The organism is Ramlibacter ginsenosidimutans, assembly GCF_016654015.1.
Lineage (GTDB): Bacteria > Pseudomonadota > Gammaproteobacteria > Burkholderiales > Burkholderiaceae_C > Ramlibacter > Ramlibacter ginsenosidimutans.
Map to the genome: position 1 here is coordinate 31,561 of NZ_JAEPWM010000011.1, position 26,291 is coordinate 57,851.

At 69.6% G+C, this 26,291-nt stretch carries 25 protein-coding genes; 19 read left to right on the top strand and 6 right to left on the bottom strand.

Going from position 1 to position 26,291, the window contains the following annotated elements:
- The 3 genes from JJB11_RS21180 to JJB11_RS21190 all read right to left on the bottom strand — a co-directional run bounded on the left by JJB11_RS21180 (position 1) and on the right by JJB11_RS21190 (position 2,120).
- Complete coding sequence (locus JJB11_RS21180; RefSeq protein ID WP_201176267.1) at positions 1-219, bottom strand: hypothetical protein; 219 nt, start codon at positions 217-219, stop codon at positions 1-3.
- A gap of 63 nt (positions 220-282) precedes the next feature.
- On the bottom strand, positions 283-1,134 hold the full coding sequence (locus tag JJB11_RS21185) for an N-formylglutamate amidohydrolase (RefSeq protein ID WP_201176268.1): 852 nt from the start codon (positions 1,132-1,134) through the stop codon (positions 283-285).
- Positions 1,134-2,120: a tripartite tricarboxylate transporter substrate binding protein BugE gene (locus tag JJB11_RS21190; RefSeq protein WP_201176269.1), complete on the bottom strand. Its 987-nt coding sequence runs from the start codon at positions 2,118-2,120 to the stop codon at positions 1,134-1,136. The genes JJB11_RS21185 and JJB11_RS21190 overlap by 1 nt, the downstream gene beginning before the upstream one ends.
- 79 nt (positions 2,121-2,199) lie before the next feature.
- On the opposite strand from JJB11_RS21190, the gene JJB11_RS21195 reads away from it, so the two are divergent.
- Positions 2,200-3,129: a LysR substrate-binding domain-containing protein gene (locus tag JJB11_RS21195; protein ID WP_201176270.1), complete on the top strand. Its 930-nt coding sequence runs from the start codon at positions 2,200-2,202 to the stop codon at positions 3,127-3,129.
- On the opposite strand, the gene metG is transcribed toward JJB11_RS21195, so the two are convergent.
- A complete protein-coding gene (gene metG, locus JJB11_RS21200; protein ID WP_201176271.1) occupies positions 3,086-5,203 on the bottom strand; it encodes a methionine--tRNA ligase in 2,118 nt (705 codons plus the stop codon). The genes JJB11_RS21195 and metG overlap by 44 nt on opposite strands.
- Between metG and apbC the strand changes: the two genes are divergently transcribed.
- From apbC to JJB11_RS21270, 14 genes are all read left to right on the top strand, one after another.
- Positions 5,178-6,386 (top strand): iron-sulfur cluster carrier protein ApbC, encoded by a 1,209-nt coding sequence (apbC, locus tag JJB11_RS21205; protein ID WP_340643171.1) that lies wholly within the window; start codon positions 5,178-5,180, stop codon positions 6,384-6,386. The genes metG and apbC overlap by 26 nt on opposite strands.
- A 13-nt stretch (positions 6,387-6,399) precedes the next feature.
- Positions 6,400-6,951 (top strand): DUF3305 domain-containing protein, encoded by a 552-nt coding sequence (locus JJB11_RS21210; protein ID WP_201176273.1) that lies wholly within the window; start codon positions 6,400-6,402, stop codon positions 6,949-6,951.
- A complete protein-coding gene (locus JJB11_RS21215) occupies positions 6,944-7,609 on the top strand; it encodes a DUF3306 domain-containing protein (RefSeq protein WP_201176274.1) in 666 nt (221 codons plus the stop codon). Before JJB11_RS21210 ends, JJB11_RS21215 begins: the two co-directional genes overlap by 8 nt.
- Complete coding sequence (locus tag JJB11_RS21220) at positions 7,536-9,623, top strand: 4Fe-4S dicluster domain-containing protein (protein ID WP_201176275.1); 2,088 nt, start codon at positions 7,536-7,538, stop codon at positions 9,621-9,623. The genes JJB11_RS21215 and JJB11_RS21220 overlap by 74 nt, the downstream gene beginning before the upstream one ends.
- A 52-nt stretch (positions 9,624-9,675) precedes the next feature.
- The gene (locus JJB11_RS21225; protein WP_201176280.1) at positions 9,676-10,293 is read left to right on the top strand and encodes a TorD/DmsD family molecular chaperone; all 618 of its coding nucleotides are present in this window, start codon (positions 9,676-9,678) and stop codon (positions 10,291-10,293) included.
- A 204-nt stretch (positions 10,294-10,497) separates the two neighbouring features.
- Complete coding sequence (locus JJB11_RS21230; RefSeq protein ID WP_201176289.1) at positions 10,498-10,707, top strand: twin-arginine translocation signal domain-containing protein; 210 nt, start codon at positions 10,498-10,500, stop codon at positions 10,705-10,707.
- An 11-nt stretch (positions 10,708-10,718) separates the two neighbouring features.
- Positions 10,719-13,682 (top strand): formate dehydrogenase subunit alpha, encoded by a 2,964-nt coding sequence (locus JJB11_RS21235; protein WP_201176291.1) that lies wholly within the window; start codon positions 10,719-10,721, stop codon positions 13,680-13,682.
- 15 nt (positions 13,683-13,697) lie between these two features.
- Positions 13,698-14,315 (top strand): formate dehydrogenase FDH3 subunit beta, encoded by a 618-nt coding sequence (gene fdh3B / locus JJB11_RS21240; protein ID WP_201176293.1) that lies wholly within the window; start codon positions 13,698-13,700, stop codon positions 14,313-14,315.
- A complete protein-coding gene (locus JJB11_RS21245) occupies positions 14,312-14,548 on the top strand; it encodes a hypothetical protein (RefSeq protein ID WP_201176295.1) in 237 nt (78 codons plus the stop codon). The genes fdh3B and JJB11_RS21245 overlap by 4 nt, the downstream gene beginning before the upstream one ends.
- Positions 14,532-15,785 carry a formate dehydrogenase subunit gamma gene (locus JJB11_RS21250; RefSeq protein ID WP_201176308.1) on the top strand — a complete coding sequence of 418 codons (1,254 nt, stop codon included), beginning with the start codon at positions 14,532-14,534 and terminating at the stop codon, positions 15,783-15,785. The genes JJB11_RS21245 and JJB11_RS21250 overlap by 17 nt, the downstream gene beginning before the upstream one ends.
- Before the next feature lie 13 nt (positions 15,786-15,798).
- Positions 15,799-16,302, top strand: coding sequence for a hypothetical protein (locus JJB11_RS21255; protein WP_201176311.1), 504 nt, complete (start codon positions 15,799-15,801; stop codon positions 16,300-16,302).
- A 676-nt stretch (positions 16,303-16,978) separates the two neighbouring features.
- Positions 16,979-17,833, top strand: coding sequence for a formate dehydrogenase accessory sulfurtransferase FdhD (locus JJB11_RS21260; protein WP_201176313.1), 855 nt, complete (start codon positions 16,979-16,981; stop codon positions 17,831-17,833).
- Between the two features lie 55 nt (positions 17,834-17,888).
- Positions 17,889-20,411, top strand: coding sequence for an FtsX-like permease family protein (locus tag JJB11_RS21265; RefSeq protein ID WP_201176320.1), 2,523 nt, complete (start codon positions 17,889-17,891; stop codon positions 20,409-20,411).
- 22 nt (positions 20,412-20,433) lie between these two features.
- Positions 20,434-20,838 carry a group II truncated hemoglobin gene (locus tag JJB11_RS21270; protein ID WP_201176323.1) on the top strand — a complete coding sequence of 135 codons (405 nt, stop codon included), beginning with the start codon at positions 20,434-20,436 and terminating at the stop codon, positions 20,836-20,838.
- Here JJB11_RS21270 and JJB11_RS21275 read toward each other — a convergent pair.
- Both JJB11_RS21275 and radC read right to left on the bottom strand, forming a co-directional pair.
- Positions 20,835-21,473, bottom strand: coding sequence for a Smr/MutS family protein (locus JJB11_RS21275; RefSeq protein WP_201176332.1), 639 nt, complete (start codon positions 21,471-21,473; stop codon positions 20,835-20,837). The genes JJB11_RS21270 and JJB11_RS21275 overlap by 4 nt on opposite strands.
- Positions 21,470-22,147 carry a RadC family protein gene (gene radC / locus JJB11_RS21280; protein ID WP_201176334.1) on the bottom strand — a complete coding sequence of 226 codons (678 nt, stop codon included), beginning with the start codon at positions 22,145-22,147 and terminating at the stop codon, positions 21,470-21,472. Before radC ends, JJB11_RS21275 begins: the two co-directional genes overlap by 4 nt.
- A gap of 116 nt (positions 22,148-22,263) precedes the next feature.
- Here radC and JJB11_RS21285 point away from each other — a divergent pair, with 116 nt between their 5' ends.
- From JJB11_RS21285 to JJB11_RS21300, 4 genes are all read left to right on the top strand, one after another.
- Positions 22,264-23,760, top strand: a complete 1,497-nt coding sequence (locus JJB11_RS21285) for a tetratricopeptide repeat protein (RefSeq protein WP_201176336.1) — start codon at positions 22,264-22,266, stop codon at positions 23,758-23,760.
- 135 nt (positions 23,761-23,895) lie between these two features.
- Positions 23,896-24,372 carry an FKBP-type peptidyl-prolyl cis-trans isomerase gene (locus JJB11_RS21290; protein WP_201176615.1) on the top strand — a complete coding sequence of 159 codons (477 nt, stop codon included), beginning with the start codon at positions 23,896-23,898 and terminating at the stop codon, positions 24,370-24,372.
- The gene (gene ispH, locus JJB11_RS21295) at positions 24,372-25,325 is read left to right on the top strand and encodes a 4-hydroxy-3-methylbut-2-enyl diphosphate reductase (protein ID WP_201176338.1); all 954 of its coding nucleotides are present in this window, start codon (positions 24,372-24,374) and stop codon (positions 25,323-25,325) included. Before JJB11_RS21290 ends, ispH begins: the two co-directional genes overlap by 1 nt.
- Positions 25,325-26,263, top strand: coding sequence for a threonine/serine dehydratase (locus JJB11_RS21300; protein ID WP_201176340.1), 939 nt, complete (start codon positions 25,325-25,327; stop codon positions 26,261-26,263). Before ispH ends, JJB11_RS21300 begins: the two co-directional genes overlap by 1 nt.
- Positions 26,264-26,291: the final 28 nt, after the last annotated feature.

A 26,291-nucleotide genomic window follows, 5' to 3' on the forward strand; every position in this document is an offset into this window, starting at 1 on the left:
CTACTTCTGCGAGTCGCCGGACGGCAACACGGCGCCGACCGCAGCGCCCGCCACGGCACCCGTGACCTTCGCGGCGCCGACCGCGGCATCGACCGCGAGGCCCGCCCCCGTGACGGCCAGCGAGGCGGCCGTGCCGGCGACCGTGACGACCGTGCAGCCGCACAGCGCGCACGCGAGGAGGGCGCAGCAGAGGCGGGTGAAGGCGGAGAACTGGCGCATGGTCGGTCCGGTAATGCGAAGGCCCGGCCGATTCTAGGCCGCAAATGTGAAGCGGCCAGGCTCCTACGCCACGCGGTCCCTGACGTACGCCGCGAGGACTTGCAGCAGGTCCGCCAGGTCGCGCTGCACCCGCGGGAACCCGGCGTTGCGCTCGCGCGTTGCCTCGTCCATGTACAGCGGCCGGCGGATCTCGATCTGCAGGCTGTGGCGGTTGCGCGCCGGCTGGCCGATGCGCGCGATCAGCTGCACGCCCTTGTACGGATCGTTGCGGGCCACGGTGTAGCCACGCGCGCGCAGCTCGCGTTCGACCAAGTCCACCAGCCCGGGCTCGCAGGTCGTGCCATCGCGGTCGCCCAGCACGAAGTCCGCCAGCGGATGCGGGCTGCGGATCTGCAGCCGCTCGTAGGCGTCGTTGGGCATCGAGTGCAGGTTCAGGTGGTACACGCGGCCGAAGCGCTGCGCGGTGCCTTCGATGGCCTGCGACAGCGCCGCGTGGTAGGGCCGGTAGTACGCGTCGATGCGGTGGCGCACCTCCGCCACGGACAACTTGCGGTCGTACATCGGTACGTCCGCGCGGAGCTTGCTCCAGACGAGCCCGAAGCCCAGGCGCGTCTTCTCGCCGGGGGCCAGCGGCTCGGGCCAGGGCGCGTCCAGCAGTTCGGGGTCGAGGTCGTCGAGGTTGCGGTTCGGGTCGATGTAGGTGCGCGGGAAGTGCGCGTGCAGCAGCGTGCCGCCGACGGCGGGCACGGCTTCCCACAGCGCCTCGACGTGCGTGTCCTCGCCGCGGCGCAGCAGCGCGTGCGGCACGGCGGCGCGGAAGTCCTCGGGATACCAGGTGCCGCTGTGCGGCGAGTCGCACACCAGCGGCACCGGGTCGGCCGCGGGCTCCCGCAGGGTGAAGGGAGCCTGCGCCATCAGTCCGCGCGGATGTTGGCCATTTGCGCGACGCGGTGGTAGCGGTCCATGGCCTCGCGGATCTGCTTGCCGAATTCGGCCGGCGTCGTCGGGATGAGCGTCGCCCCGCTGTCGGCCATCCTGCGGACGAATTCCGGGTTCTGCATGGCCTTGTGGAAGGCTGCGTTGAGCCTGGCGACGATCTCCGGCGGCGTGCCCGCGGGCGCGACCACGCCGAACCACCCACCGCCGCCCATTTCAGGGAAGCCCAGTTCGGCGTAGGTGGGCACGTCCGGCAGCGCCGGCGAGCGCTTCTCCGACAGCACCGCCAGCGCGCGCAGCTTGCCGGCCTGGATGTGAGGCAGCGCCGAGGGCAGGTTGTCGGTGATCGCGTCCACCTGGCCGGCCAGCGCGTCGTTCATCGCCGGGCCCGCGCCCTTGTACGGGACGTGCAGCAGCTGGATGTGCGCGAGCGCCATGAAGTGCTCGATGTTGGCGTGGCCGAGCGAGCCGGCACCAGGCGTGCCGAAGCTGTACTTGTTGGGGTGGGCTTTCGCCAGCGCGAGGAACTCCTTCATCGTCTTCGCCGGCACCTTGTCCGGGTTGACCGCGAACACGCTGGGCGTGGTGGCCACGTTGGTCACCGGGGTGAAGTCCTTCACCGGGTCGTATTTCAGCTTGCTGCCGTACACGGCGGGGTTGGCGCCGTGCGTGCTGACGGTGGCCATGCCCAGGGTGTAGCCGTCCGGCTTCGCGCGCGCCACGAACTCCATGCCGACCGATCCGCCCGCCCCGGCGCGGTTCTCCACGACGATGGCCTGGCCCAGCTCGCGACCGCCGTACTCGGCCAGCATGCGGGCTGCCAGGTCGGTGGAGCCGCCCGGGGCGAAGGGCACGACCAGCTTGATGGATTGGGTGGGGTAGGCGGCCCCGGCGGCGGCGGTGCCGGCCACGGCGAAGGCGGCCGCACAGGCGACCGCTTGCAGGAATTGACGACGTTGGTTCATGGGGCTGTTTGTAGGGGCAGGCGGGGCGGCGGGTCCAGCGACTTTTCGGTCGCCGGTGATGACATGCTGTAATCGCGGGATGGCAATCCGCAGCCCCTCGCTGGTGGAGCTGCATGCGTTCCTGGCCGTCGCGCGCAGCGGCAGTTTCCGCAAGGCGGCCGACCAGCTTCACGTCACCCAGGCGGCCGTGAGCCGCGCCGTCGCCCGGCTCGAGGAGGAACTCGGGGTGGACGTACTGGCGCGCTCGGGGGCCGGCGTGCGGCTCACGCCGGCGGGCGAGGAGCTGCGCGCCCGCATCGAGAAGCCGGTCGCCGCGCTCGAGGAGGCGGCGCTGCACGTGCGGCGGCGTTCGGACCGCCAGCGCCTGCGGCTTTCCGTGGTGACGAGCCTCGGCAACCTGTGGTTGATGCCGCGGCTGGAGGACTTCCGCGCGCGGCATCCTGAGGTGGAGATCGAATTCCGCCAGTACCAGCGCGACGAGGACTTCCTGCGTGACGACGTGGACCTGTGGATCGCTCTGAAGCGCAAGCCGCGGCAGCAGTGGCCGCGGCAGGTGGCGGCGCAATACCTGGTGGGGCGCGAGATCGTCGCGGTGTCCACGCCGGCGCTGGCACGCGGGGCGGGGTCGGCCAGCGACGTGCTCGCGCGTCCGCTGCTGTACCACTCCAGCTACGCCGAGAACTGGGAACTGTGGGCCGCGGCTGCCGGCGGCGCGCTGCCGGCTCGCTGGCGCGGTACCGGCTTCGACCTGGTGATCAACCTGATCGACGCTGCGCGCGCCGGCATGGGCGTGGCGGTGGTGCAGAAGTGCATGGTGGAAGCGGACCTGGCCTCGGGCCGGCTGGTGGAGCCGGTGGCGGCCACGGCTTCGACCGGCCGCGGCTACTACCTGTGCCGCCGGCGGGCTCTGGGCGCGCATCCGGCGGCCGAGCGCTTCTCGGACTGGCTGCTCGCGCAGTCGGCGCTCAGCGAACCCGCATCCCCGGCTCGGCGCCGGGCCACGGGTTAAGGACGTAGATCCCGCCCTTCGACTTCTCGTCGGCGTGGCTCGCGGCCAGCACCATGCCCTCGCTCACGCCGAACTTCATCTTGCGCGGCGCCAGGTTCGCCACCATGACGGTGAGCTTTCCCACGAGCTCCTCGGGCTTGTAAGCCGAAGCGATGCCGGAGAACACGTTGCGCGTGCGGCCCTCGCCCACGTCCAGCGTGAGCTGCAGCAGCTTGGTCGACCCCTCCACTGCCTTGCAGTCGACGATCTTCGCGATGCGCAGGTCGATCTTCGTGAAGTCGTCAATGCCGATCACGGGCGCAACAGCCTCGCCGCCCGGCGTCTCACCCCCTGCGGCCTCCGGTGAGGGCTGGGTTCCACTCCCTCCCCCCTTGGGGGAGGGCTGGGGTGGGGGCGCCCCGGCGCCAGCCTCGGCCGGCAGATCGAACAGCGCATCCACCTGCTTCATCTCCACGCGCTGCATCAGGTGCTTGTACGCGTTGACCTGGTGGCCGGCGCCCAGCGGCTTCGCGGCATTGCTCCAATCCAGCGGTTCGCAGTTGAGGAAGGCCTCGGCCTGGGCTGCCAGTTCCGGCAGCACGGGCTTGAGGCACGCCGTCAGCACCTTGAACGACTCGATGCAGTGGCTGCACACCTGTGCCGCCTCGTTGCTCTTGCCTTCCTTCACCAGCTTCCACGGCGCCGCCGCGTCGAAGATGGCGTTCACCTCGTCGGCGGCGGCCATGATCTCGCGCAGCGCCTTGCCGTATTCGCGCTCCTCGTACAGTTCGCGCACCTTCTGCACCAGGGCCGGCGCATTCAGCGCGGCGAAGCCGCCGGAGCCCAGGAGCTTGCCACCCGGGATGAACTTCACCGCGCGGCTGGCGATGTTCACGTACTTGCCGATCAGGTCCGAGTTGACGCGCGCGACGAAGTCGTCGGGGTTGAAGTCGACGTCCTCCACCCGTCCATTGAGCTTCGCGGCGATGTAATAGCGCAGCCACTCGGGGTTCATGCCGAGCGACAGGTACTTCAGCGGGTCGATGCCGGTGCCGCGGCTCTTGGACATCTTCTCGCCGCTGACGGTGATGAAGCCGTGCACGTTCACCTGGTTGGGCGTCTTGCGGCCGCTGAACTTCAGCATCGCCGGCCAGAACAGGGTGTGGAAGTACACGATGTCCTTGCCGATGAAGTGGACCTGCTCCACCGACGGATCGGCGATGAACTGGTCGAAGGTCGCATCCGTGCGCGACCGCGGGTCCCAGTGGTTCTTCGCCTGGCCCTTGTCGAAGTGGTTCTTCAGGCTGGCGAGGTAGCCGACCGGCGCGTCCAGCCACACATAGAAGTACTTGCCGGGCGCGTCCGGGATCTCGATGCCGAAGTAGGGCGCGTCGCGGCTGATGTCCCAGTCGGCCATGCCAGCCTCGAACCATTCGCCGGCCTTCTTCGCCATCTCGGGCTGCAGCTTGCCGTCCTGCGTCCACGCCTTGAGGAAGTCGACCACCTCGGGCTTGGAGAGCTGGAAGAAGAAATGGTCCGAGCTGCGCAGCTCCGGCCGCGCACCGGTGAGCGTGGAGTAGGGCTCGATCAGCTGCGTGGGCGTGTAGACGCTGCTGCACACCTCGCAGGAGTCGCCGTACTGGTCCTTGGCGTGGCACACCGGGCACTCGCCCTTGATGTAGCGGTCCGGCAGGAACATGCCCTTCACCGGGTCGTAGAACTGCTCGATGGTGCGCGTCGTGATGAGGCCGTTGGCCTTGAGGCGCTGGTAGATGCCTTGCGCGAGCTCGGTGTTCTCCGGGCTGTCCGTGGAATGCCAGTTGTCAAAGCGGATGTGGAAGCCGTCGAGGTACGGCTTGCGGCCGGCGGCGATCTCGCCCACGAAAGCCTGCGGCGTCTTGCCGGCCTTCTCGGCCGCGATCATGATGGGCGCGCCGTGCGCGTCGTCGGCGCCGACGAACTGCACCATGTTGCCGGCCATGCGCTGGTGGCGCACCCAGATGTCGGCCTGGATGTATTCCATGATGTGGCCGATGTGGAACTTGCCGTTGGCGTAGGGCAGGGCCGTGGTGACGAAGAGCTTGCGCTGGGGCATTGGGGGGATTTCCAGGGGGAACCGGGTATTTTATCGGCGGTGGGTACACTGGGCGGCAAGAGAAGTATTCGAAGCATTCGAGAGAGACAGCCAGATGGCCACCCAGGAACAAGTGCTCGCCGCCCTCGCAGGCGTCGCCGACCCGAACACGGGCAAGGATTTCGTCAGCACCAAGGCGGTCCGCAACGTGCACGTCGAAGGCGGCGACGTCTCCTTCGACGTGGAGCTGGGCTATCCCGCGAAAAGCCAGTGGCCCGAGCTGCGCCGCGCACTGATCGCCGCCGCCAAGTCGGTGCCGGGCGTGTCCAACGTGTCGGTGAACATCACGACCAACGTGACCGCCCACGCGGTGCAGCGCGGCGTGCAGCTGATGCCCAACGTGAAGAACATCATCGCGGTGGCGTCGGGCAAGGGCGGCGTCGGCAAGAGCACGACGGCCGCCAACCTGGCGCTCGCGCTCGCTGCCGAAGGCGCGCGCGTGGGCGTGCTGGACGCGGACATCTACGGTCCCAGCCAGCCCATGATGCTGGGCATCGACAAGCGTCCCGAGAGCGAGGACGGCCAGACCATGGAGCCGCTGGAGAACCACGGCGTGCAGGTCATGTCGATCGGCTTCCTGGTGAACCAGGACGAGGCGATGATCTGGCGCGGTCCGATGGCGACGCAGGCGCTGGAACAGCTGCTGCGCCAGACCAACTGGGACGCGCTGGATTACCTGATCGTCGACATGCCGCCCGGCACCGGCGACATCCAGCTCACGCTGTCCCAGCGCGTGCCGATGACGGGCGCGGTGATCGTCACCACGCCGCAGGACATCGCGCTGATCGACGCCCGCAAGGCCGTGACGATGTTCGAGAAGGTGGGCGTTCCCATCCTCGGCGTGGTCGAGAACATGGCGGTGCATGTCTGCAGCAATTGCGGCCACGCCGAGCACATCTTCGGCGCGGGCGGCGGGCAGCGCTACGCCGAGGAGAAGGGCATCCCCTACCTCGGTGCGCTGCCGCTGGACATCCATATCCGCGAGCAGGCCGACAGCGGCAAGCCCACCGTGGTGGCGGACCCGGACAGCGAGCCGGCGAAGATCTACCGGAGCGTGGCGCGCCAGGTGGCGATCCGGATCGCCGCGCGGGCGAAGGACTTCTCCGCGAAGTTCCCCACCATCACGGTCTCCAAGAACACCTGAAGGCGAGGGCCGCATGCCAGACCGCCCCGGCATCGACGTCGCGGTGATCCTGCGCAAGCTGCCCACCTCCAGCCGCTGGCAGCCCTGGCGCTGGGAGCTCGAGGACGTGGTGCCCGGCGAGGGCATCGCGGGCGACGCTCCGCGCCTGCTGCACCGCGACGCGCAGGGCGAGCGCTGGCTGCACCCGGGTTTGCGCGTCGAGCTGTTCCGCGACGAGGCCGAAGGCTATTACCTGAACGTCACGACGCCGGCGCCCGCGTGGTTCGTCCTGTGGCGCATGGAGGACACGGCGACCGTGGCGCAGGAGCCGATCCCGCGTCCGCTGATCGTGACCCTCAGCTACAACGAGGCCGGCCGCTGGCTCGATGCGCAGGAGACCGTCGAGCAGGTGCCGGCGCCGCCGCAAGTGGTGGAGTGGATGCGCCTGTTCGCCGAGGAGCACTACGTGCCCGAGCCGAAGAAGCGCAAGCGCCCGGAGAGTTTCCGCCGGCTGGAAGACCGCTTCGGGCAGCCCGCGTCGGTGACCACGGAAAAGAAGCGCGGAGGGGGTGAAGGCCATGAGTGAGGGGTTCTTCAGCCGGTGGTCGCAGCGGAAAGTGGCGGTGCGCAAGGGCAAGGGGGCGGAGCCGGAGGCGGAATCGGCGAAGGAGCTGGACCCGCCGATGCCCTCACCCCAGCCCTCTCCCGCAAGCGGGAGAGGGAGTGAAGAGCTCCTCACCGTCGAGGGCGAACTGCAGTCTCCCTCTCCCCCCCGGGGAGAGGGTGGGGGTGAGGGGGAGCCCCCGCCGCCTCCCACGCTCGAAGACGCCCAAGCCCTCACCCCCGCCTCCGACTTCACCCGCTTCGTCCGCCCCGACGTCGCGCCGGAGGTGAAGAACGCCGCTTTCAAGAAGCTGTTCAGCGACCCGCACTTCAATGTGATGGACCGGCTGGACGTCTACATCGACGACTACAACAAGCCGGACCCGCTGCCGCCGGAGATGCTCAGGCAACTCGCCAGCGCGAAGTTCCTCGGCTTCTTCGCCAACGAAGAAGCGCCGGAGGGGGAGAATGTCCCCGCCGCCAGCGCAAGTCCGGATGCGCCGGCTGCCGAATCCGTGGCACAGTCCGGCACCCGGACCGCGCAAGCATTACCGCCGGCCCAAGACCATGCCGACCCTGATCTGCGACTGCAACAAGACGATGCCCCTGGACCCGAAGGCCCTGGGGCGGGCTCTGGATGAATCCCTGACCCTGCACTCGACGCTGTGCCGCCGCGAGGCGGGCGCGTTCCAGCAGGCGATCCGCAGTGGCGACGAGGTCGTGGTCGCCTGCACGCAGGAGAAACGGCTGTTCGGCGAGCTGGCCGGACAAACCGAAGGCGCCGTCTCGCCGATCCGCTTCGTCAACATCCGCGAGACCGGCGGCTGGAGCAAGGACGCGCGCAGCGCCATGCCCAAGCTCGCCGCGCTGCTCGCGGCCGCCAGGCTGCCCGAGCCCGAGCCGGTCGCCACCGTCACGTACAAGAGCGCGGGCCGGCTGCTGGTGATCGGTCCCATGCAAGATGCCGAGCGCTTCGCCGGCCTCGTCGGCGACGCGCTGGACGTCACCGTGTTCGCGCGCGGCGGCAGCGGCGCGCAGGAACGCAAGTTCCCCGTCGTGGGCGGCCGCATCGAGAGCCTCGCCGGCTGGCTGGGTGCGTTCGATTTCGCCTGGTCGCAGGACAACCCGATCGACCTCGACCTGTGCACGCGCTGCAATGCCTGTGTCGAGGCCTGTCCCGAGCAGGCGATCGGCCTGGACTACCAGGTGGACCTGCAGGCGTGCCGCAGCCACCGCGCCTGCGTGAAAGCTTGCGGCGTCGCCGGAGCGATCGACTTCACGCGCACGCCGGTGCCGCACACCGAGCGCTTCGACCTCGTGCTGGACCTGCGGGAACAGCCGGCCTTCCTGCGGCATGCACTGCCGCAGGGTTACTTCCACCTGCCGTCCGCCGAGGCGCAAGGGCCGCGAGCACTCGACGTGGTGCTGAAACTGCGCGAGCTGGTCGGCGAATTCGAGAAGCCGCGCTTCTTCGCGTACAAGCAGAAGCTGTGCGCCCACAGCCGCAACGAGCAGACGGGTTGCACGGCCTGCATCGACATCTGTTCGGCCGAGGCGATCCGCAGCGACAAGTCGCGCCAGCAGGTCGTGGTCGAGCCCAACCTGTGCGTCGGTTGTGGCGCCTGCACGACCGTTTGCCCCACCGGGGCCATGACCTACGCGTATCCGCGCGCCGGCGAGCAGGGCACGAAGCTGCGCACGCTGCTCTCCACCTACGAGGCCGCGGGCGGCAAGGCGCCCGTGCTGCTGCTCCACAGCCAGGAAAGCGGACAGGCGATGGTGGAGGCGGTCGGGCGCGCCGCGCGCGTGGGCGCCGCCGAGGGCGTGCCCGCAAACGTCATTCCGGTGCCGGTCTGGCACGTCGCCAGCACCGGCATCGACCTGTGGCTGACCGCCGTCGCGCAAGGTGCGTCGCACGTCGCGCTGCTCACGACGGGTGAGGAAGCGCCCCAGTACCTCGACGCGCTGGAGCAGCAGATGCAGGTGGCCGAGGCGATCCTGGCCGGCCTGGGTTACGAGGGCAGCCACTTCAGCCTGCTGCGTGCGCGCGCCGCCGCCGATCTGGACCAGGACTTGCGCCTGCTCGCGCGCCGCGGTGGCACCGTGCCGCGCGTGCGCGCCCGCTATGCCGTGTCCGCCGAAAAGCGCACGACCCTCGATCTCGCGCTCGACCACCTGGCCGAGCAGGCACCAGTGCGCGCCGAGAGCATCGCGCTGCCCACAGGCGCCTTGTTCGGTTCCGTGAGTGTGGACAAGGACAAGTGCACGCTGTGCATGAGCTGCGTGGGCGCCTGCCCCGCCAGCGCGCTGCAGGACAACCAGACCGCGCCGCAGCTGCGGTTCGTGGAGAAGAACTGCGTGCAGTGCGGGTTGTGCGAGAAGACCTGCCCCGAGAGCGCCATCAGCCTCCAGCCACGGCTGCTGCTCACGCCGGAGCGCAAGCAGCCGCGCGTGCTGAACGAAGCGCAGCCCTTCGGCTGCATCCGCTGCGGCAAGCCGTTCGGCACGCTCAAGGGCATCGAGCTCATGATCGGCAAGCTCGCCGGCCACGCGATGTTCCAGGGCGCGGCCCTGGAGCGACTGAAGATGTGCGGCGACTGCCGCGTGATCGACATCTTCTCGTCCCAGAACGAGTCGCGCATCACCGATTCATGAGTCGCGCGGCCGTTCCCCAGGCGAACGCCGCAGCGAAAGGCGGAGCCTCCTGATGCAAGAACCCATCCCGACCACCAGCGCGCTGGACGAGGAGATCGCGCGCGCCGAGATCTACGGGCTCCTCGCGCAGCTCTACTACGCGCCGCCCCCGCCCGAGTTGCTCGCGTCGCTGCGCGTCGCCGTGACCGATGCGCCGGCGCAGGGCGCCTTCCTCGAAGAGCCCTGGCGCCAGCTGGTGGGCGTAGCGCGCGAGCTGGACGACCGCGCGATCGCCGGCGAATACGACGCGCTGTTCGGCGGCGTCGGCAAGCCCGACATCTTCCTGTTCGGCTCGCACTACCTGGGTGGTTTCCTCAACGAGAAGCCGCTGGCGCGCCTGCGCGACACGCTCGCGCAGCTCGGCCTGGGCCGCGACGAGGCCATGCCCGAGACCGAGGACCACATTGCCTACGAGTGCGAGGTGATGCGCTACCTGATTGCGGGGGACGACGCCGCCGTCGCCAATCTCGCGCGCCAGCGCGAGTTCTTCACCACGCACCTGCAGCCCTGGGTCGATCCCTTGTGCGATGCCATCGCGGCGCATCCCAGGGCGCGCTTCTATGCGCAGGTCGCCCACTTCACCCGCGCCTTCGCCGGCGTGGAGACCCAGGGCTTCGACCTGTTGGGCTGAACGCGCCGCGCGCGTTTTATTCCCTCGCCGTGGCGCGAGGAGATGAGTGATTCCCCTAGGCCATGCCTCGCGTCGCGATGGAAGCTGTCGGCGTGCTGTCGGCTGCGCGTTTACCCTGAGCTGTTTCGCCACGCGCACGTTGCCGCGCTCGGGGTGCTCCACTACAGTATGAAGAGACCTTCATAAGAGCTTCAGGAGACCACCATGTCCGAAAGCCGCAGCAAGCCCTCTCGCCGGGGCTTCATGCTGGGAGCCGCCGTCGCCACTGCCGCGACCGCTGCCGTCGTCACGCTTCCCAAGACTTCCACGCCCGAGACCGCCGAGGCCGACCGGCCCGTGCCCCCGCCCGAGAACGGCGGCGGCTACCGCGTCTCGGAGCACGTGAAGCGGTACTACAAGACCACGCTCCTCTGATCGGAGGGATCATGTTGCTCACGAAGAAAACGGGTTCGACCCAGGCGCAAGCACGCTCGCCCCTGGTCCACAGCCTGCAGCGCGGCCTGTCGGCGGCCCTGCCCACCATGGACCGGCGCGGCTTCCTGCGGCGCTCGGGACTGGGTGTCGGGGTCGGCATCGCCGCCTCGCAACTGGCGCTGGTGAAGAAGGCGAGGGCCAAGGACAACGATGCCGCCGTCGGTGCAGGCCGCGTCGAGGTCAAGCGCACCGTCTGCTCGCACTGCTCGGTCGGCTGCGCCGTCGACGCGGTGGTGGAGAACGGCGTCTGGGTGCGCCAGGAGCCGGTGTTCGACTCGCCGATCAACCTGGGCGCGCACTGCGCCAAGGGTGCGGCGCTGCGGGAGCACGGGCACGGCGAGTTCCGCCTGCGCTACCCGATGAAGCTGGTGGACGGCAAGTACCAGCGCATCTCCTGGGACCAGGCCCTGAGCGAGATCTCGACCCGGCTGCAGGACCTGCGCAAGGCGAGCGGCCCGGACTCGGTCTTCTGGATCGGCTCGTCCAAGCATTCGAACGAGCAGTCCTACCTGATGCGCAAGTTCGTGAGCCTCTGGGGCAGCAACAACTGCGACCACCAGGCGCGCATCTGCCACTCCACCACGGTCGCCGGCGTGGCGAACACGTGGGGCTACGGGGCGATGACGAACTCGTACAACGACATGCAGAACAGCAAGGCGGCGCTGTACATCGGCTCGAATGCGGCCGAGGCGCACCCGGTCTCCATGCTGCACATCCTGCACGCGCGCGAAAACGGCCTGAAGCTGATGGTGTGCGACCCGCGCTTCACGCGCACGGCGGCCAAGGCGGACCAGTACATCCGCATCCGCTCCGGCTCGGACATCCCTTTCCTGTTCGGCGTGCTGTACCACGTGTTCAACAACGGCTGGGAAGACAAGAAGTACATCAACGACCGCGTCTACGGCATGGACAAGGTGCGCGAGGACGTGATGGCCAAGTGGACGCCCGACAAGGTCGAGGAGGCCTGCGGCGTGCCGGAAGCGCAGGTCCTGCAGGTGGCGCAGACGCTGGCGATGAACCGGCCCTCGACCATCGTGTGGTGCATGGGCCAGACGCAGCACTCGATCGGCAACGCGATGGTGCGCGCCACCTGCATCCTGCAGCTGGCGCTGGGCAACATCGGCGTGTCCGGCGGCGGCGCGAATATCTTCCGCGGCCACGACAACGTGCAGGGCGCGACCGACGTCGGCCCCAATCCCGACTCGCTGCCTGGCTACTACGGCCTGGCCGAAGGCTCGTGGAAGCACTACGCCAAGGTCTGGGGATTGGACTACGACTGGCTCAAGGGCCGCTACGCCTCCAAGGCCCTGATGGAAAAGCCCGGCATGACCGTGTCGCGCTGGATCGACGGCGTGCTGGAACGCAACGAGCTGATCGACCAGGACTCCAACCTGCGCGGCGTCATCTACTGGGGCCACGCGCCGAACTCGCAGACGCGCGGCCTGGAGATGAAGCGGGCCATGGACAAGCTGGACCTGCTGGTGGTGGTGGATCCGTATCCCTCGGCCACCGCGGCGATGGCCGCCATGCCCGGCGACCCCAAGGACCTGAATCAGAACCGGGCGGTCTACCTGCTGCCGGCGACCACGCAGTTCGAGACCAGCGGGTCGGTGACGGCGTCGAACCGCTCGCTCCAGTGGCGCCAGAAGGTGATCGAGCCGCTGTGGGAAAGCCGCAGCGACCACATGATCATGTACCAGCTCGCCGACAAGCTGGGCTTCGGCAAGGAGCTGGTCAAGAACTACAAGATGCAGCAGGTCAAGGGCATGGACGAGCCGCTGCCCGAGGACATCCTGCGCGAGATCAACAAGTCGAACTGGTCGATCGGCTACACCGGACAGAGCCCGGAACGGCTGAAGGCGCACATGCGCAACATGGCGGCCTTCGACGTGAAGACGCTCAAGGCCAAGGGCAGCGTGATCGACAAGGAAACCGGCTACGACATTGCCGGCGACTACTTCGGCCTGCCGTGGCCCTGCTACGGCACACCCGAACTCAAGCATCCCGGCTCGCCCAACCTGTACGACACGTCCAAGCACGTGATGCAGGGCGGCGGCTGCTTCCGCGCCAACTTCGGCGTGGAGAAGGACGGCGTGAACCTGCTGGCCGAGGACGGCTCCGCCCCGGTCGGGTGCGAGATCCAGACCGGTTATCCCGAGATCGACCACGTCTTCATGAAGAAGCTGGGCTGGTGGGACGAACTGACGGACACGGAAAAGGCCGCGGCCGAAGGCAAGAACTGGAAGACCGACCTGTCCGGCGGCCTGATCCGCGTCGCGATGAAGAACCACGGCGTGCACCCCTTCGGCAACGCGAAGGCGCGGGCGGTGGTGTGGAACTTCCCCGACCCGATCCCGCAGCACCGCGAGGCGATCTACAGCACGCGGCCCGACCTCGTCGCCAAGTACCCGACGCACGACGACAAGAAGGCCTTCTGGCGGCTGCCCACGCTGTACAAGTCGCTGCAGCAGAAGAACGTCGACGACAAGCTGGCGCAGAAATTCCCGCTCATCCTCAGCTCGGGCCGCCTGACCGAATACGAGGGCGGCGGCGAGGAGACGCGCTCGAATCCCTGGCTGGCCGAACTGCAGCAGGAGTCCTTTGTCGAGATCAATCCGCAGACGGCCTCGAACCGCGGCATCAAGAACGGCGACCGCGTGCTGGTGAAGACGCCCACGGGCGGCAACCTGAACGTGCAGGCGCTGGTCACCGACCGCGTGGGGCCCGACACGGTCTGGATGCCGTTCCACTTCTCGGGACGCTGGCAGGGCCAGGACCTGCTCGCGTACTACCCGAACGGCGCTGCGCCGATCGTGCGCGGGGAGGCGGTCAACACCGGCACCACGTACGGCTACGACAGCGTCACCATGATGCAAGAGACCAAGACGACCATCTGCGACGTGCAGCGCGCTTAATCCCAGGAGAACACGATGGCCCGAATGAAATTCATCTGTGACTCCGAGCGCTGCATCGAATGCAACGGCTGCGTCACCGCCTGCAAGAACGAAAACGAAGTGCCCTGGGGCGTCAACCGCCGCCGCGTGGTGACGCTCAACGACGGCGTGCCGGGCGAGAAGTCGGTCTCGGTGGCCTGCATGCACTGCTCGGACGCGCCCTGCATGGCGGTCTGTCCCACCAACACCTTCTACCGCACGGAAGAAGGCGTGGTGCTGCACGACAAGGACACCTGCATCGGCTGCGGCTACTGCAGCTACGCCTGCCCGTTCGGCGCCCCGCAGTTCCCCGCGCAGGGCGCCTTCGGCGTGCGCGGCAAGATGGACAAGTGCACCTTCTGCGCCGGCGGGCCCGAGGCCAACGGCTCGCAAGCGGAGTTCGACAAGTACGGGCGCAACCGCCTGGCCGAAGGCAAGCTGCCCGCGTGTGCGGAGATGTGTTCGACCAAGGCGCTGCTCGCCGGCGACGGCGACGTGGTGGCCGACATCTTCCGCAACCGCGTGGTCAAGCGCGGCCGCGGCGCGGAAGTGTGGGGCTGGGGCACGGCCTACGGCTCCAAGCAGGCTGGCCAGCCGAATGGAGCCAAGTCATGAACAAGAGCGTGATCGTCCTGTGCCTCGCCCTCGCGACGCTGGCCCTGTCCGCCTGCGCCGAGCGCGAGCAGACCGCCAGCGGCATCAAGAGCGACGCCGCCCCCTACAACGGCACCAACCGACCACCGCCTTTCACGGCGGCCGGCTGGAAAGCGGGTGACCGCAACAGCTGGGAACAGGAGATGAAGGTGCGGACCATGCAGGGGCAGAACGAGTATGCGAAGGTTCCTTGAGCTCCTGGCCGCGGCGTCCTTGAGCGCCGCGCTCGCCGGCGGTGCGCTCGCGCAGTCGGTCAACTCGGTGCCGGCCGGCGGAGCGTCGACCACCACGCCGCCGGCGAAGGTGGCACCCGAGGACCTGCCTCCCGGCGCAACTCCCGGCGCCGGCCCCGGCGGCATCCAGGGCCAGAACATCTTCGAGGTGAAGCCCGAGGTGAAGCGCGACGCTTCCAGCGAGCCGGGCTACCTCGACCAGACCAACGGCCAGCGCAACCGCGTCCAGCCGGGCAACAACGCGCCGATGTGGCGCGGCGTGCAGCGCGGCATGGAAGGCTACAGCAGCCTGCCCAAGTCGGAAGCGCCGGAGGCCGGCGTCCTCATCCAGGCGCCGGTCGCGTATCCGGGCACGCGCTACGTCACCGCGGGGGAAGCCTGGCGCGAGGTGCGCAACCGCTGGCTGATTCCTTACGGCGGCGCGCTGCTCGTGATCGCGCTGCTGGCCCTGGCCATCTTCTACTTCGTCAAGGGGCCGCTGGGCCACGAGATCGGTGACGGGCCGCGCCGCATCGAACGCTTCACGCCGTTCGAGCGGGCCGCGCACTGGGCGAACGCGATCGCGTTCGTGTGCCTGGGCATCTCGGGCATCGTGATGGCGTTCGGCAAGTTCTTCCTGCTGCCCGTGATCGGCCAGACCCTGTTCGGCTACCTCACGTACCTGCTGAAGAACCTGCACAACTTCGCCGGCCCGCTGTTCGCCGTGTCGCTGGTGATCATCTTCCTCACCTTCGTGCGCGACAACCTGCCGCAAAAGGGCGACCTGCGCTGGCTGCTGCACTTCGGCGGCATGCTCAGTGGCAAGGAGCTGCCTTCGCACCGCTTCAATGCGGGCGAGAAGGTGGTGTTCTGGGGTGGCGTGCTGCTGCTGGGCGCCATCGTCGTGGCCTCCGGGCTGGTGATGGACAAGCTGATTCCTGGACTGGTCTACGAGCGCCGCACGATGCAGCTGGCGCACATGGTGCACAACGTCTCGACCGTGCTGATGCTGGTGATGTTCTTCGGCCACATCTACATCGGGACCATCGGCATGCGCGGCGCCTACACCGCCATGCGGCGCGGCACCGTGGACGACGCCTGGGCGCGCGAGCACCACGCGTACTGGTACGAGGACATCCAGGCCGGGCGCGTCCCTGCGCAACGGAGCAAGCCGCTGATCGCGGCGGACGGCCCCGCCGACAACGTGCGGCCCGCCTGAGGAGAACGAGACGATGAAACGCAGCATGATCACCGCGGCCGCCCTGGTTGCCTGCAGCCTGGCGCTGGCCAAGCTCCCGCCGCCCGACGAAGCCGCCCAGGCCAAGGCCGCCGAGGCCGCCGCGAAGACCGCCTGGCAAGCCAAGGTGGATGCCTACTTGCAGTGCAAGGTGCAGGACCGCATCGCGGCGAAGTACAAGGGAAGCCATCCCGCCCAGGCTGCCCAGGCCGCGGCCCAGGCGGCGTCGGGAGCGGCTGAGGCGAGCAAGATGCCGGTGGCGACTCCCGCCACCGCATCGCAGGGCGGCTCCACTCCAGTGGCCGCGGTGACGAACCCCGCACCCGCCATTCCGCCCTGCGCGGACCCGGGTCCGTTCGCGTACACGCCGGCCGCACAGAAGCCGTTGGAGAGCTCCGAGGCGCACTCGCCCGCGGGCAATGCGACCAGTCCGCCGAGCGTCCGCGCCGAGTCGGGCAGCATGACTTCGGGGAAGACGGGCGCCCCCGCGAGCAAGTAAGCGCATTTCGGCAAGCGCTTTTCGTTTCCGGGAGGCCAGCCGCGCGGCTGGCCTTTTGTTTTGTGGTTCCGCGGAGCTTGAGACGTGCGCTCTGCGGAGGCCGGTGGGCGTCGCGGCAGGCGGCGTGCGGTGCAGGCCCGCTGGGCATCGGTCCGCGGCTGCGCGCGCCGACTGCCCTGGAAGCCGGTCCGGGCGGCGTCGCGCGGCACAACTCGCAGAGAGTTTGGCCGCTGTTCGCGGCCAAACTCTCTGCTCGGACAAGTGCCGCGGTAGCATGAAACGTACGCGCGGTTCGATACGCTGCGCTCTCGTAACCGCGCTCCGCCGCCCGGACCGGCTTCCAGGCGATGCCCTTCATGCGGGCCTGCACCGCACGCCGCCTGCCGCGACGATGAGCAGTCGGGCCCCTGCGGGAAGAAGACGGGCCGTCGCGACGGGCGTTCGTAGGCTGGCGGTGAGCAACGCGAACCCCAGCGATCCAGCGTGGCGCAGCAAGCTGGGGTTCGCCTGCGGCTCACCACCAGCCTACGATTGCCGCTTCAACCGCCGCAAAGCCGTGCCCTTGAGCCTGAAGCGGGCACCTGGGTGCAACCCGGCGCGCGCCGGGACAGGTCCCGGCGCGACCGGCATTCCCGCACCGCCGCGCAGTCCCTTCCATTTGCGGTAGCCTTGGACCATGACCCGCCCCGTCCTCACCGACGCCCGCGCGCCGCTGACCCGCAGCGTGTCCATCGTCAACGAGCATGGCGAGAGGGAGACTGTTTCCATTCCGGCGGAGCGGGCCCTGACCGTCTACGTCGACAAGCGCGAGCTGGTCACGCTGATGACGCTGGGCGCGCATCCGGAATGGCTGGTGCTGGGCTATCTGCGCAACCAGCGGCTGGTCGACGCCCTGGACAGCGTGGACTCGGTGACGGTGGACTGGGAGGTCGGCGCCGCCGCCGTGAAGACCCGCAGCGGCATCGAACGCATCGAGGAACGCACGGCCCACCGCGTCGTGACCACGGGCTGCGGGCAGGGCAGCGTCTTCGGCCACCTGATGGAAGAGGTCGACAGCCTCGTGTTGCCGCCGGCGCGCCTCACCCAGGCGCAGTTGTACGGCATCGTCAACACCATTCGCCTGCAGGAGAGCACGTACAAGTCCGCCGGTTCGGTGCACGGGTGCGCGCTGTTCCGTGGGGAGAGCATGCTGCTGTTCGTGGAGGACGTGGGGCGGCACAACGCGATCGACACCATCGCGGGCTGGATGTGGCTGCATGGGCACGACGCGGCGACCGAGCAGGAGCCGCTGGTGTTCTATACGACCGGGCGCCTGACCAGCGAGATGGTCATCAAGTCGGCGCAGATGGGCGTGTCCATCGTGCTGTCGCGCAGCGGCACCACGCAGATGGGCTACGAGATCGCCGAGCGCGTGGGCTTGTGCACCGTGGGGCGTGCGACGGGCCGCCACTTCCTCTGCTACACGGCGCCCGAGCGCCTGGTGCTGCAGCCCGAGCTCGCGGGCCAGCGCCTGCGTTCGGCCGGCGCATGAGCCGCCGCTGCGCCTGGAGGCGAATCGCTGGTCGCGCAGCGCGGAGCGTCGCCCAGTGACGCGCTTTCACGCCGCGGCCCTGGGCTGGCGCACGCTGCGGCGTGACCTGCGCGCGGGCGAGCTCCGCCTGCTGCTCGTAGCCGTGACGCTCGCGGTGGCGGCGCTCACGGCGGTGGGCTTCTTCGCGGACCGGCTGAAATCCGGGCTCGCGCGCGATGCGCGCGCGCTGCTCGGGGGCGACGCCGTGATCGTGAGCGATGCACCGACGCCCGAGGCCTTCATCGCGCAGGCGCGCGCGCTCGGGCTGCGCTCGGTGGACTCGCTGCTGTTCCCCTCGATGGCGCGCGCGCCCGATCCGCAAGGCGGTGCCAGCCGGCTCGTCGCGCTCAAGGCCGTCCGTGAAGGCTATCCGCTGCGCGGCAAGCTCGAAACGGCGCAGCGTGCCGACGCTCCGGGCGCGCCCACGAGCGACGTGCCGCATCCGGGCGAAGCGTGGGTGGATGCGGCGGTGCTGGAGGCGCTCGGCCTGCACGTCGGCGACCCCTTGCTGCTGGGCGACGCGCAACTGCGCATCACGCGCGTGATCACCACCGAGCCCGATCGCGGCACCGGCTTCGTGAATTTCGCGCCACGGGTGATGATCCACCAAGGCGACCTGCCGGCCACGCACCTGGTGCAGCCCGCGAGCCGCGTCGGCTGGCGCTTCGCCGTGGCGGGCGACGAGCGCGCGGTGGCGCGCTTCTCGACCTGGGCCGCGGCGGAAGTGAAGCGGCCCGAACTGCACGGCGTGCGCCTCGAGTCGTTCGAGAGCGGCCGGCCGGAGATGAAGCAGACGCTGGACCGCGCGGAGAAATTCCTGAATCTCGTCGCGCTGCTGTCGGCGCTCCTCAGCGCGGTGGCCGTGGCGCTGGCGGCGCGCGGCTTCGCCAGCCGGCACCTGGACGACTGCGCCATGCTGCGCGTGCTGGGTCAGAGCCAGCGCACGATCGCCTGGAGCTACACCTTCGAATTCGGCGCGGTCGGCATGGCGGCCAGCCTGCTGGGCGTGGTGCTCGGGTACGCGGTGCACTTCGTGTTCATCGCCTTGCTCGGCGGCTTCGTCGACACGGCGCTGCCCGCGCCCGGACCCTGGCCGGTGCTGTTCGGCGTCGGCGTGGGCCTCACGCTGCTGTTCGCGTTCGGCCTGCCGCCGGTGCTGCAGCTCGCGCAGGTGCCGCCGCTGCGCGTGATCCGGCGCGACGTCGGCAACCTGCGGCCGGCGTCGCTGCTGGTGCTGGGCATCGGCGTCGCGGGCTTCGCGGCCCTGCTGCTCGCGGCCAGCAGCGACCTGAAGCTCGGCGCGATCGCGGTCGGCGGCTTCGCCGGCGCCGTGCTCGTGTTCGCGGGCCTCAGCTGGGTGGCGGTCAAGCTGCTGCGCCGCGTGGTCAACGAGGCGACCGCGCCGCGCTGGCTGGTGCTGGCCACGCGCCAGATCAGCGCCCGGCCCGTCTACGCGGTCGTGCAGACGAGTGCGCTCGCCGTCGGCCTGCTGGCCCTGGTGCTGCTGGTGCTGCTGCGCACGGACCTGATCGCGAGCTGGCGCCAGTCGACGCCGCCCGATGCGCCGAACCGCTTCGTGATCAACGTGCTGCCGGACCAGAGCCAGGCCTTCCTGCAGCAGTTGCACCGCGCCGGCGTGCAGCGGCTGGACTGGTATCCGATGTTCCGTGGCCGCCTGGTCGCGGTGAACGGACGCACCATAGGCCCGGAGGATTTCCCCGACGAGCGCGCCCGTCGCCTGGTCGACCGCGAGTTCAATCTCTCCTATGCCGCGCAGAAGCCCGCGTACAACGAAGTCGTCGCCGGCCGCTGGCAGCCGCAGGAGCAGGGCGCCGTGAGCGTGGAGGCGGGCCTGGCGGAGACGCTGGGCCTGAGGCTGGGCGACACGCTGCGCTTCGACATCGCGGGCACGACCAGCGAGGCGAAGATCACGTCGCTGCGCAAGGTGGACTGGAGCTCGATGCACGCGAACTTCTTCGTGATGTACCCCGTGAGCGCGCTGCCCGACATGCCCGTGACCTTCATGGCCGCCTATCGCGCGCCCGGGCAGCACGGCTTCGACAACGCGCTGGTGCGCGCCTTCCCGAACATCACCAACGTGGACATGACGGCGACCCTCAACCAGGTCCAAGGCGTGCTGGACAAGGTGATCCGCGCGGTGGAGTTCCTCTTCGGCTTCACGCTGGCCGCCGGGGTCGTGGTGCTGTTCGCCGCCGTGACGGCCACGCGCGAGGAGCGCGCCCGCGAGTTCGCGATCATGCGTGCCGTCGGCGCGCGCGGCAGCCTGCTGCGGCAGGTGCAGCGCGCGGAACTGGTCGGCGTCGGCCTGCTCGCGGGCTTCCTCGCCGGCATCGTGGCGTCCGTCGTGGGCTGGGCGCTCGCGAAGTACGCGTTCGACTTCACCTGGACGGCTTCACCGTTGGTTCCGCTCGCCGGCGCCGCGGCCGGTGCGGTGCTGGCCCTCGCGGCGGGCTGGTGGGGACTGCGCGGCGTGCTGAGCCGGCCCGTCGTCGATACCCTGCGCAAAGCGGCCGAATAGGCGTCGCTGCGACAATCGGCGGATGGAGAGCGAACAGAAGCCGCCGTACGCGACACCCTACGAGTGGATCGGCGGCGAGGAGAAGGTCCATGCGCTGGTGGAGCGCTTCTACGACCTGATGGACCTGGAGCCCGGGTACCAGGAACTGCGGGCCGCGCACGGCACGGAGCTGGCGCGCGCGCGGCAGAACCTGTTCTGGTTCCTGTGCGGCTGGCTCGGTGGCCCGCAGCACTACACCGACCGCTTCGGCCATCCGCGCCTGCGCATGCGCCACATGCCCTTCAAGATCGGCATCGCCGAGCGCGACCAGTGGCTCGCCTGCATGGACCAGGCGATGGGCGAGACCGGCGTGCCCGAGGACCTGCGCGCGCGGCTGCGCGAGTCGTTCTTCCAGACTGCCGACTGGATGAGGAACACCCCGGCCTAGGCCGAGGGCTTCAGCAGCACCACCACCGCGCCGGCGCCGCCTTCGTCGCCGCGCGCCTGCACGAAGGCGAGGACCTCGTCCTTCTGCACCAGCCAGCCGTGCACCTTGCCCTTGAGCACCGGCGTCTTGCCTGGCGAGCCCAGGCCCTTGCCGTGGACCACGCGCACGCAGCGCAGGCCCTGGCGCACGGCTTCGCGCACGAAGCTTGCGAGCGCCTCGCGCGCATCGTCGGTGCGCAAGCCGTGCAGGTCGATCTCCGCCTGGATGCTCCAGTAGCCGCGCCGCAGCTTGCGCGCGACGTCGATGCCCACGCCGGGACGGCGGAAGCTCAGGGCCTCGTCCACTTCCAGCAGCGTGGACGCATCGAACTCGTCGCTGATCGCCTCCTTGAGCACGCGCTGGTCATCGAGCTGGCGCTGGGCCGCGACCGGCGCCACCGGCTCCGGTGGATGGTGCACGCGCCCGTGTTCGCGCAGCGGCGCCACCTTGCCGGCGGCGCGCTGGAACAGGTTGCGCTCCACTTCGGCGCGGCGCTCGGCCTCGGCTTTCTTCGCGGCCTGCTCGCGCGCGGTGCGTTCCTGCTCCGCCAGCCGCTGCCGGATCGCCTGCAGGTCCTGCAAGGACCGGGCCTTCACAGCAGCCCCTTTTCGGCCATCGACAAGGCCTGGCCTGGCGCGACGACCACGTGATCGAGCACGCGCACGTCCACCAGCGCGAGCGCGGCCTTCAGCGTCTGCGTGAGCGCCTCGTCGGCGCGCGAAGGCTGCACGGTCCCACTGGGATGGTTGTGGGCCAGCACCACGGCGGCGGCGTGATGGTGCAAGGCCTTGAGGACGACTTCGCGCGGGTACACGCTGGTCTGAGTCAGGGTGCCGCGGAAGAGTTCTTCGAGGGCGATCAGCCGGTTCTGCGCGTCGAGGAAGAGGGCGGCGAATACCTCGTGCGGCCGGCGGGCGAGATGCAGCTGCAGGTAATTCTTCACGGCGTCGGGGGAGCCGAACACTTCGCGGGCCTTCAACTGCTCCGCCATCGCGCGGCGGGCCAGCTCCAGCACCGCGAGCAGTTCGGAGCGCTTGGCCGTGCCGCCGAGGCCCTTGATGGCGCGCAGGTCCTCGCCGCTCGCGTGCAGCAGGCCGGCCAGGCCGCTGAAGCGATCGAGCACCTCCTGCGCCATCTGGAACACGCCACGACCCGCAGTCCCGGTGCGCAGCAGCAGCGCGAGCAGTTCGGTGTCGCTGAGCGCACCGGCGCCGCGGGAGAGCAGCTTTTCGCGCGGACGCGCATCGGCAGGCAAGTCGAGCAACGGCATCGGTTCGAGTCTAGCGGTGGACGCAGCACGGCGGCGCCGATCCCGCAGCCTATACTGCACGCGCTGCGGTCCCTGTGAGGAGGGGCTGGCCCCGCGTGGGAATAGGACACAGGATCGTGTTGCTCAAGAACTTGTTCGCAGGCGGCCGCGCCGCCAGGTCCGCGCTGGAGCAGCGCATCGCCGCCGCGGATGCCGCGGGCGACCTGGCCGACGCCATCGCTGCGCGCCGCGCCTTGCTGGAACTCGCCCCGCGCGACGCGGCCACCTGGGTCGCACTGGCCGAACGCCTGCGCCGCGACGGGCAGCTGGCGCCCGCGGCGAGCGCGTACGAGCAGGCGCTGGACTGCGGGGCCCCGCCCGGGCCCGTGCTGCTGCAGCTCGGCGCCATCCGCCATGAACTGGAAGACTTCCCCGCCGCGCAGCAGGCCTTCTCGCGGCTGGTGGCGCTGGAGCCCGCCAACGCGGACGCGTGGTGCATGCTGGGCGTGGTCGGCAAGGACCAGGGCCGCTACGCCGAAGCCATGGCGCATTTCGACAAGGCGCTGCAACTGCAGCCCGCCTTCGCCGAAGCCTTCTTCAACCTGGGGCTCACGCAGTTCGAACTGGGGCAGCTCGCCGAGGCGAGCCGCAGCTTCCTGCGCTGCGTGGAACTGCGCCGCGGCGCGCCGTGGACGGGTGACCTCGCGCTGCCGCTGCAGAAGGACCCGCAGCCCGTGCTGGAGCCCATGGACATGGGCGTGAACGAAGTGAAGCTGCGGCACGACTGCGAGCAGTTCGAGTACCTGCTGCAAAACCGGCTGCTGCCTCCCGCGTACGAGCGCGTGCTGCAGGACTACCGCGCGCTGCTGGCCGAACTGCGCGGCCAGGTGGACGAGAACTCGCTCGCGGGCTTCGACGCGCAGCGGCACCCGCTCGTTGCGCGCACCTACAAGCGGCCCGTCTACATCTCGGCCGCCGGGGTGCCGCCGGCGGGGATCATCAATCTTGAGCTCGATTTCGAGGCGATCCAGGACCGCTACCTCGCCGCGCAGCCGAACGTGCTGGCGCTGGACAACCTGCTCACGGCCGATGCGCTCGCCGCGATGCGCCGCTTCTGCCGCGAGAGCACCATCTGGAATAACATCAAGCCCGGCTACCTCGGCGCCTATGCCTACGACGGCTTCTGCTCCGAACTGCTGCTGCGCCTGGCCTGGGACCTGCGTGCGCACCTGCCGCGTGTGATCCGCGACCATCCGCTGAAGATGATGTGGGGCTTCAAATGCGACGCCAGCCTGCCGGGGCTGGCCGTGCACGCCGATGAGGCGGCGGTGAACGTGAACTTCTGGATCACCGAGGACGAAGCCAACCTCGAGCCCGAAGGCGGCGGACTGCAGGTGTACGAGCACGTGGCGCCGCGCGACTGGGACTTCCGGCGCTTCAACCACGACCCGGCGGTGATCCAGCAGTACCTGGCCTCCGTCGGCAGCGCGCCCACCCGCTATCCCTACCGGGCCAACCGCGCCCTCATCTTCGACTCGGACCTGTTCCATGCGACGGACCGTCCCCGCTTCCGCGAGGGTTACCTCAACCGGCGCATCAACATCACGCTGCTGTACGGCAACCGCCTCATCTGAGGCCTCAGCGCTCCTGCAGGCCCTGAGCCAGGCCCTGGCGTCGCGGCGAGCGGCAGGTCCCTGGGGTCATCGCCCGCCTGCCGGCGGCCGTCCGCCCCGGCTTCCTACAATGGAGGTCTATTGAACGCCCCCTCCATGAGCACCTCGCCCGCCCGCGTCCAGCCGGGCTCCTTCCTGACCCTGCACTACCGGCTGGCCGGTCCGGCGGGGGACATCATCAATACCTTCGACGACAAGCCCGCGACGCTGACGCTGGGCACGGGTGAACTCTCGCCCGCCGTGGAGCAGCGCCTGCTGGGGCTGGAAGAGGGCACGCGCGCCGTCTTCGAGATCGCGCGGGGTGAGGCCTTCGGGGACCGCAACCCGGAGCTGGTGCAGTGGGTCGGGCGCAAGCTGCTCGCGCAGATGGGCGATCCGCTGGAGCGCTACCACGTGGGCGACGTCGTGCAGTTCCCCACGCCCGACGGCCAGGGCCAGTACGCGGGCGCCGTGCAGCAGCTGGGGGAGGACAAGGACGGCGACGGGCAGCCGGACGCCGTGCTGTTCGACTTCAACCACCCGCTCGCGGGCCAGCCGGTGACCTTCGAGGTCCAGTTGATCGGGGTGCTGTGATGCAGGAACCTTCGCGCCCGGGCGGCCCCGACAGCATCCTGCTCGCCGAGCCGCGCGGCTTCTGCGCCGGCGTCGACCGCGCCATCGACATCGTCGAGCGCGCACTGGAAAAATTCGGCGCGCCCATCTACGTGCGCCACGAGATCGTGCACAACACCTTCGTGGTGAACGACCTCAAGTCCAAGGGCGCGATCTTCATCGAAGACCTCGCGGAAGTGCCGCCCGGCTCGACGCTGGTGTTCTCCGCGCACGGCGTGAGCAAGGCGGTGCAGGAGGAGGCGGCGCAGCGCGGCTTCCACGTGTTCGACGCCACCTGCCCGCTGGTGAGCAAGGTGCACATCGAAGTGGCCAAGCTCGCGCGCGAAGGCTACGAGTTCATCATGATCGGCCACAAGGGCCATCCCGAAGTGGAAGGCACGATGGGCCAGGTGGACCACGGGATCCACCTCGTCGAGGATGTCGCCGATGTCGCGACCGTGCAGCCGGCGCAGAGCGAGCGCCTGGCGGTCGTCACGCAGACCACGCTTTCGGTGGACGACGCCGCCGAGATCATGGCGGCCGTGCGCGCGCGCTTCCCGAGCATCCGCCAGCCCAAGCAGCAGGACATCTGCTATGCGACGCAGAACCGGCAGGACGCGGTGAAGATGCTGGCGCGCGAAGTGGACGTGGTGATCGTGGTGGGCAGCCCCACCAGCTCCAACAGCAACCGGCTCGCCGAGCTCGCGCGCAAGCTGGGCGTCGAAAGCTACATGGTCGACACCGCGCAGGAGCTGCGCGCCGAATGGCTGGAAGGCAAGGCGCGCGTCGGCCTCACGGCGGGCGCATCGGCGCCCGAGCTGCTGGTGCAGGAGGTCATCGCGCGCGTGAAAGCGCTCGGTGCGGTGTCCGTGCGCAAAATGGACGGTATCGTGGAGACCGTGAAGTTCCCGCTGCCGAAGGGGCTGAAGCTTTGATGCGCAGCGACATCGAGGCGGCCGCGGAACGCTTCGCCACCGACGGCCGCGGCTTCGTGCGGCGCACGCCGCTGTGGAAGGTGGCGGGCAGCACGCTGGGCGTGGCGTGCGCCGAAGTCTGGCTCAAGCTGGAGCAGCTGCAGGTGGGCGGCAGCTTCAAGGCGCGCGGCATGTACAACCGCCTGCTCGCCAACCGGATTCCTGCCAGCGGCGTGATCGTCGCCTCCGGCGGCAACGCCGGCATCGCGACGGCGGCGGCTGCGCGCGCACTGGGCGTGAAATGCGAGGTGTTCGTGCCCACCGTGAGCAGCGCGGCGAAGCAGGCCAGGCTGCGCGAACTGGGTGCGGAGGTCGTCGTGACCGGCGCCGTGTACGCCGAGGCGCTGGAAGCGTGCCTGCAGAGGCAGCGCACGACCGGCGCGCTGCTCACGCATGCGTACGACCAGCCCGAGGTGGTCGCCGGCGCCGGGACGCTGGCGATGGAGATCGAGGCGCAGGGTGGCGAGCCGCCGGACAGCGTGCTCGTGAGCGTGGGCGGCGGTGGTCTCATCGCCGGCGTGGCCGCGTGGTGCGAGGACCGCAGCCGCGTGGTCGCGCTCGAGCCGGAACTGGCGCCCACGCTGTTCCGCGCGCGCGAGGCGGGCGCACCGGTCGATGTCGCGGTGAGCGGCATCGCGGCCGACTCGCTCGGCGCCAAGCGCATCGGCGCGATCCCTTGGGAGATCACGCAGCGGCATGTGCCGCAGGCGCTGCTGTTGTCCGACGCGGCCATCCGCGACGCGCAGCTCGCGTTGTGGAAGGACTTCAAGCTGGCCGTGGAACCCGCCGCGGCGCTGGGCCTGGCGGCACTGCGCACGGGCGCGTACGTGCCGCAGAGCGACGAGATCGTCGCGCTCGTGCTGTGCGGCGCGAACCTCGATCCGGCCACGCTGGCCTGATCACTTGCAATCCATCATCCGCTGGCGG

Excerpts from the sequence above, each read along its gene's own strand:
- JJB11_RS21180 (WP_201176267.1), bottom strand. The coding sequence starts at position 219 with ATGCGCCAGTTCTCCGCCTTCACCCGCCTCTGCTGCGCCCTCCTCGCG.
- JJB11_RS21185 (WP_201176268.1), bottom strand. The coding sequence starts at position 1,134 with ATGGCGCAGGCTCCCTTCACCCTGCGGGAGCCCGCGGCCGACCCGGTG.
- JJB11_RS21190 (WP_201176269.1), bottom strand. The coding sequence starts at position 2,120 with ATGAACCAACGTCGTCAATTCCTGCAAGCGGTCGCCTGTGCGGCCGCC.
- JJB11_RS21195 (WP_201176270.1), top strand. The coding sequence starts at position 2,200 with ATGGCAATCCGCAGCCCCTCGCTGGTGGAGCTGCATGCGTTCCTGGCC.
- metG (WP_201176271.1), bottom strand. The coding sequence starts at position 5,203 with ATGCCCCAGCGCAAGCTCTTCGTCACCACGGCCCTGCCCTACGCCAAC.
- JJB11_RS21210 (WP_201176273.1), top strand. The coding sequence starts at position 6,400 with ATGCCAGACCGCCCCGGCATCGACGTCGCGGTGATCCTGCGCAAGCTG.
- JJB11_RS21215 (WP_201176274.1), top strand. The coding sequence starts at position 6,944 with ATGAGTGAGGGGTTCTTCAGCCGGTGGTCGCAGCGGAAAGTGGCGGTG.
- JJB11_RS21220 (WP_201176275.1), top strand. The coding sequence starts at position 7,536 with ATGCCGACCCTGATCTGCGACTGCAACAAGACGATGCCCCTGGACCCG.
- JJB11_RS21225 (WP_201176280.1), top strand. The coding sequence starts at position 9,676 with ATGCAAGAACCCATCCCGACCACCAGCGCGCTGGACGAGGAGATCGCG.
- JJB11_RS21230 (WP_201176289.1), top strand. The coding sequence starts at position 10,498 with ATGTCCGAAAGCCGCAGCAAGCCCTCTCGCCGGGGCTTCATGCTGGGA.
- JJB11_RS21235 (WP_201176291.1), top strand. The coding sequence starts at position 10,719 with ATGTTGCTCACGAAGAAAACGGGTTCGACCCAGGCGCAAGCACGCTCG.
- fdh3B (WP_201176293.1), top strand. The coding sequence starts at position 13,698 with ATGGCCCGAATGAAATTCATCTGTGACTCCGAGCGCTGCATCGAATGC.
- JJB11_RS21245 (WP_201176295.1), top strand. The coding sequence starts at position 14,312 with ATGAACAAGAGCGTGATCGTCCTGTGCCTCGCCCTCGCGACGCTGGCC.
- JJB11_RS21250 (WP_201176308.1), top strand. The coding sequence starts at position 14,532 with ATGCGAAGGTTCCTTGAGCTCCTGGCCGCGGCGTCCTTGAGCGCCGCG.
- JJB11_RS21255 (WP_201176311.1), top strand. The coding sequence starts at position 15,799 with ATGAAACGCAGCATGATCACCGCGGCCGCCCTGGTTGCCTGCAGCCTG.
- JJB11_RS21260 (WP_201176313.1), top strand. The coding sequence starts at position 16,979 with ATGACCCGCCCCGTCCTCACCGACGCCCGCGCGCCGCTGACCCGCAGC.
- JJB11_RS21270 (WP_201176323.1), top strand. The coding sequence starts at position 20,434 with ATGGAGAGCGAACAGAAGCCGCCGTACGCGACACCCTACGAGTGGATC.
- radC (WP_201176334.1), bottom strand. The coding sequence starts at position 22,147 with ATGCCGTTGCTCGACTTGCCTGCCGATGCGCGTCCGCGCGAAAAGCTG.
- JJB11_RS21290 (WP_201176615.1), top strand. The coding sequence starts at position 23,896 with ATGAGCACCTCGCCCGCCCGCGTCCAGCCGGGCTCCTTCCTGACCCTG.
- ispH (WP_201176338.1), top strand. The coding sequence starts at position 24,372 with ATGCAGGAACCTTCGCGCCCGGGCGGCCCCGACAGCATCCTGCTCGCC.
- JJB11_RS21300 (WP_201176340.1), top strand. The coding sequence starts at position 25,325 with ATGCGCAGCGACATCGAGGCGGCCGCGGAACGCTTCGCCACCGACGGC.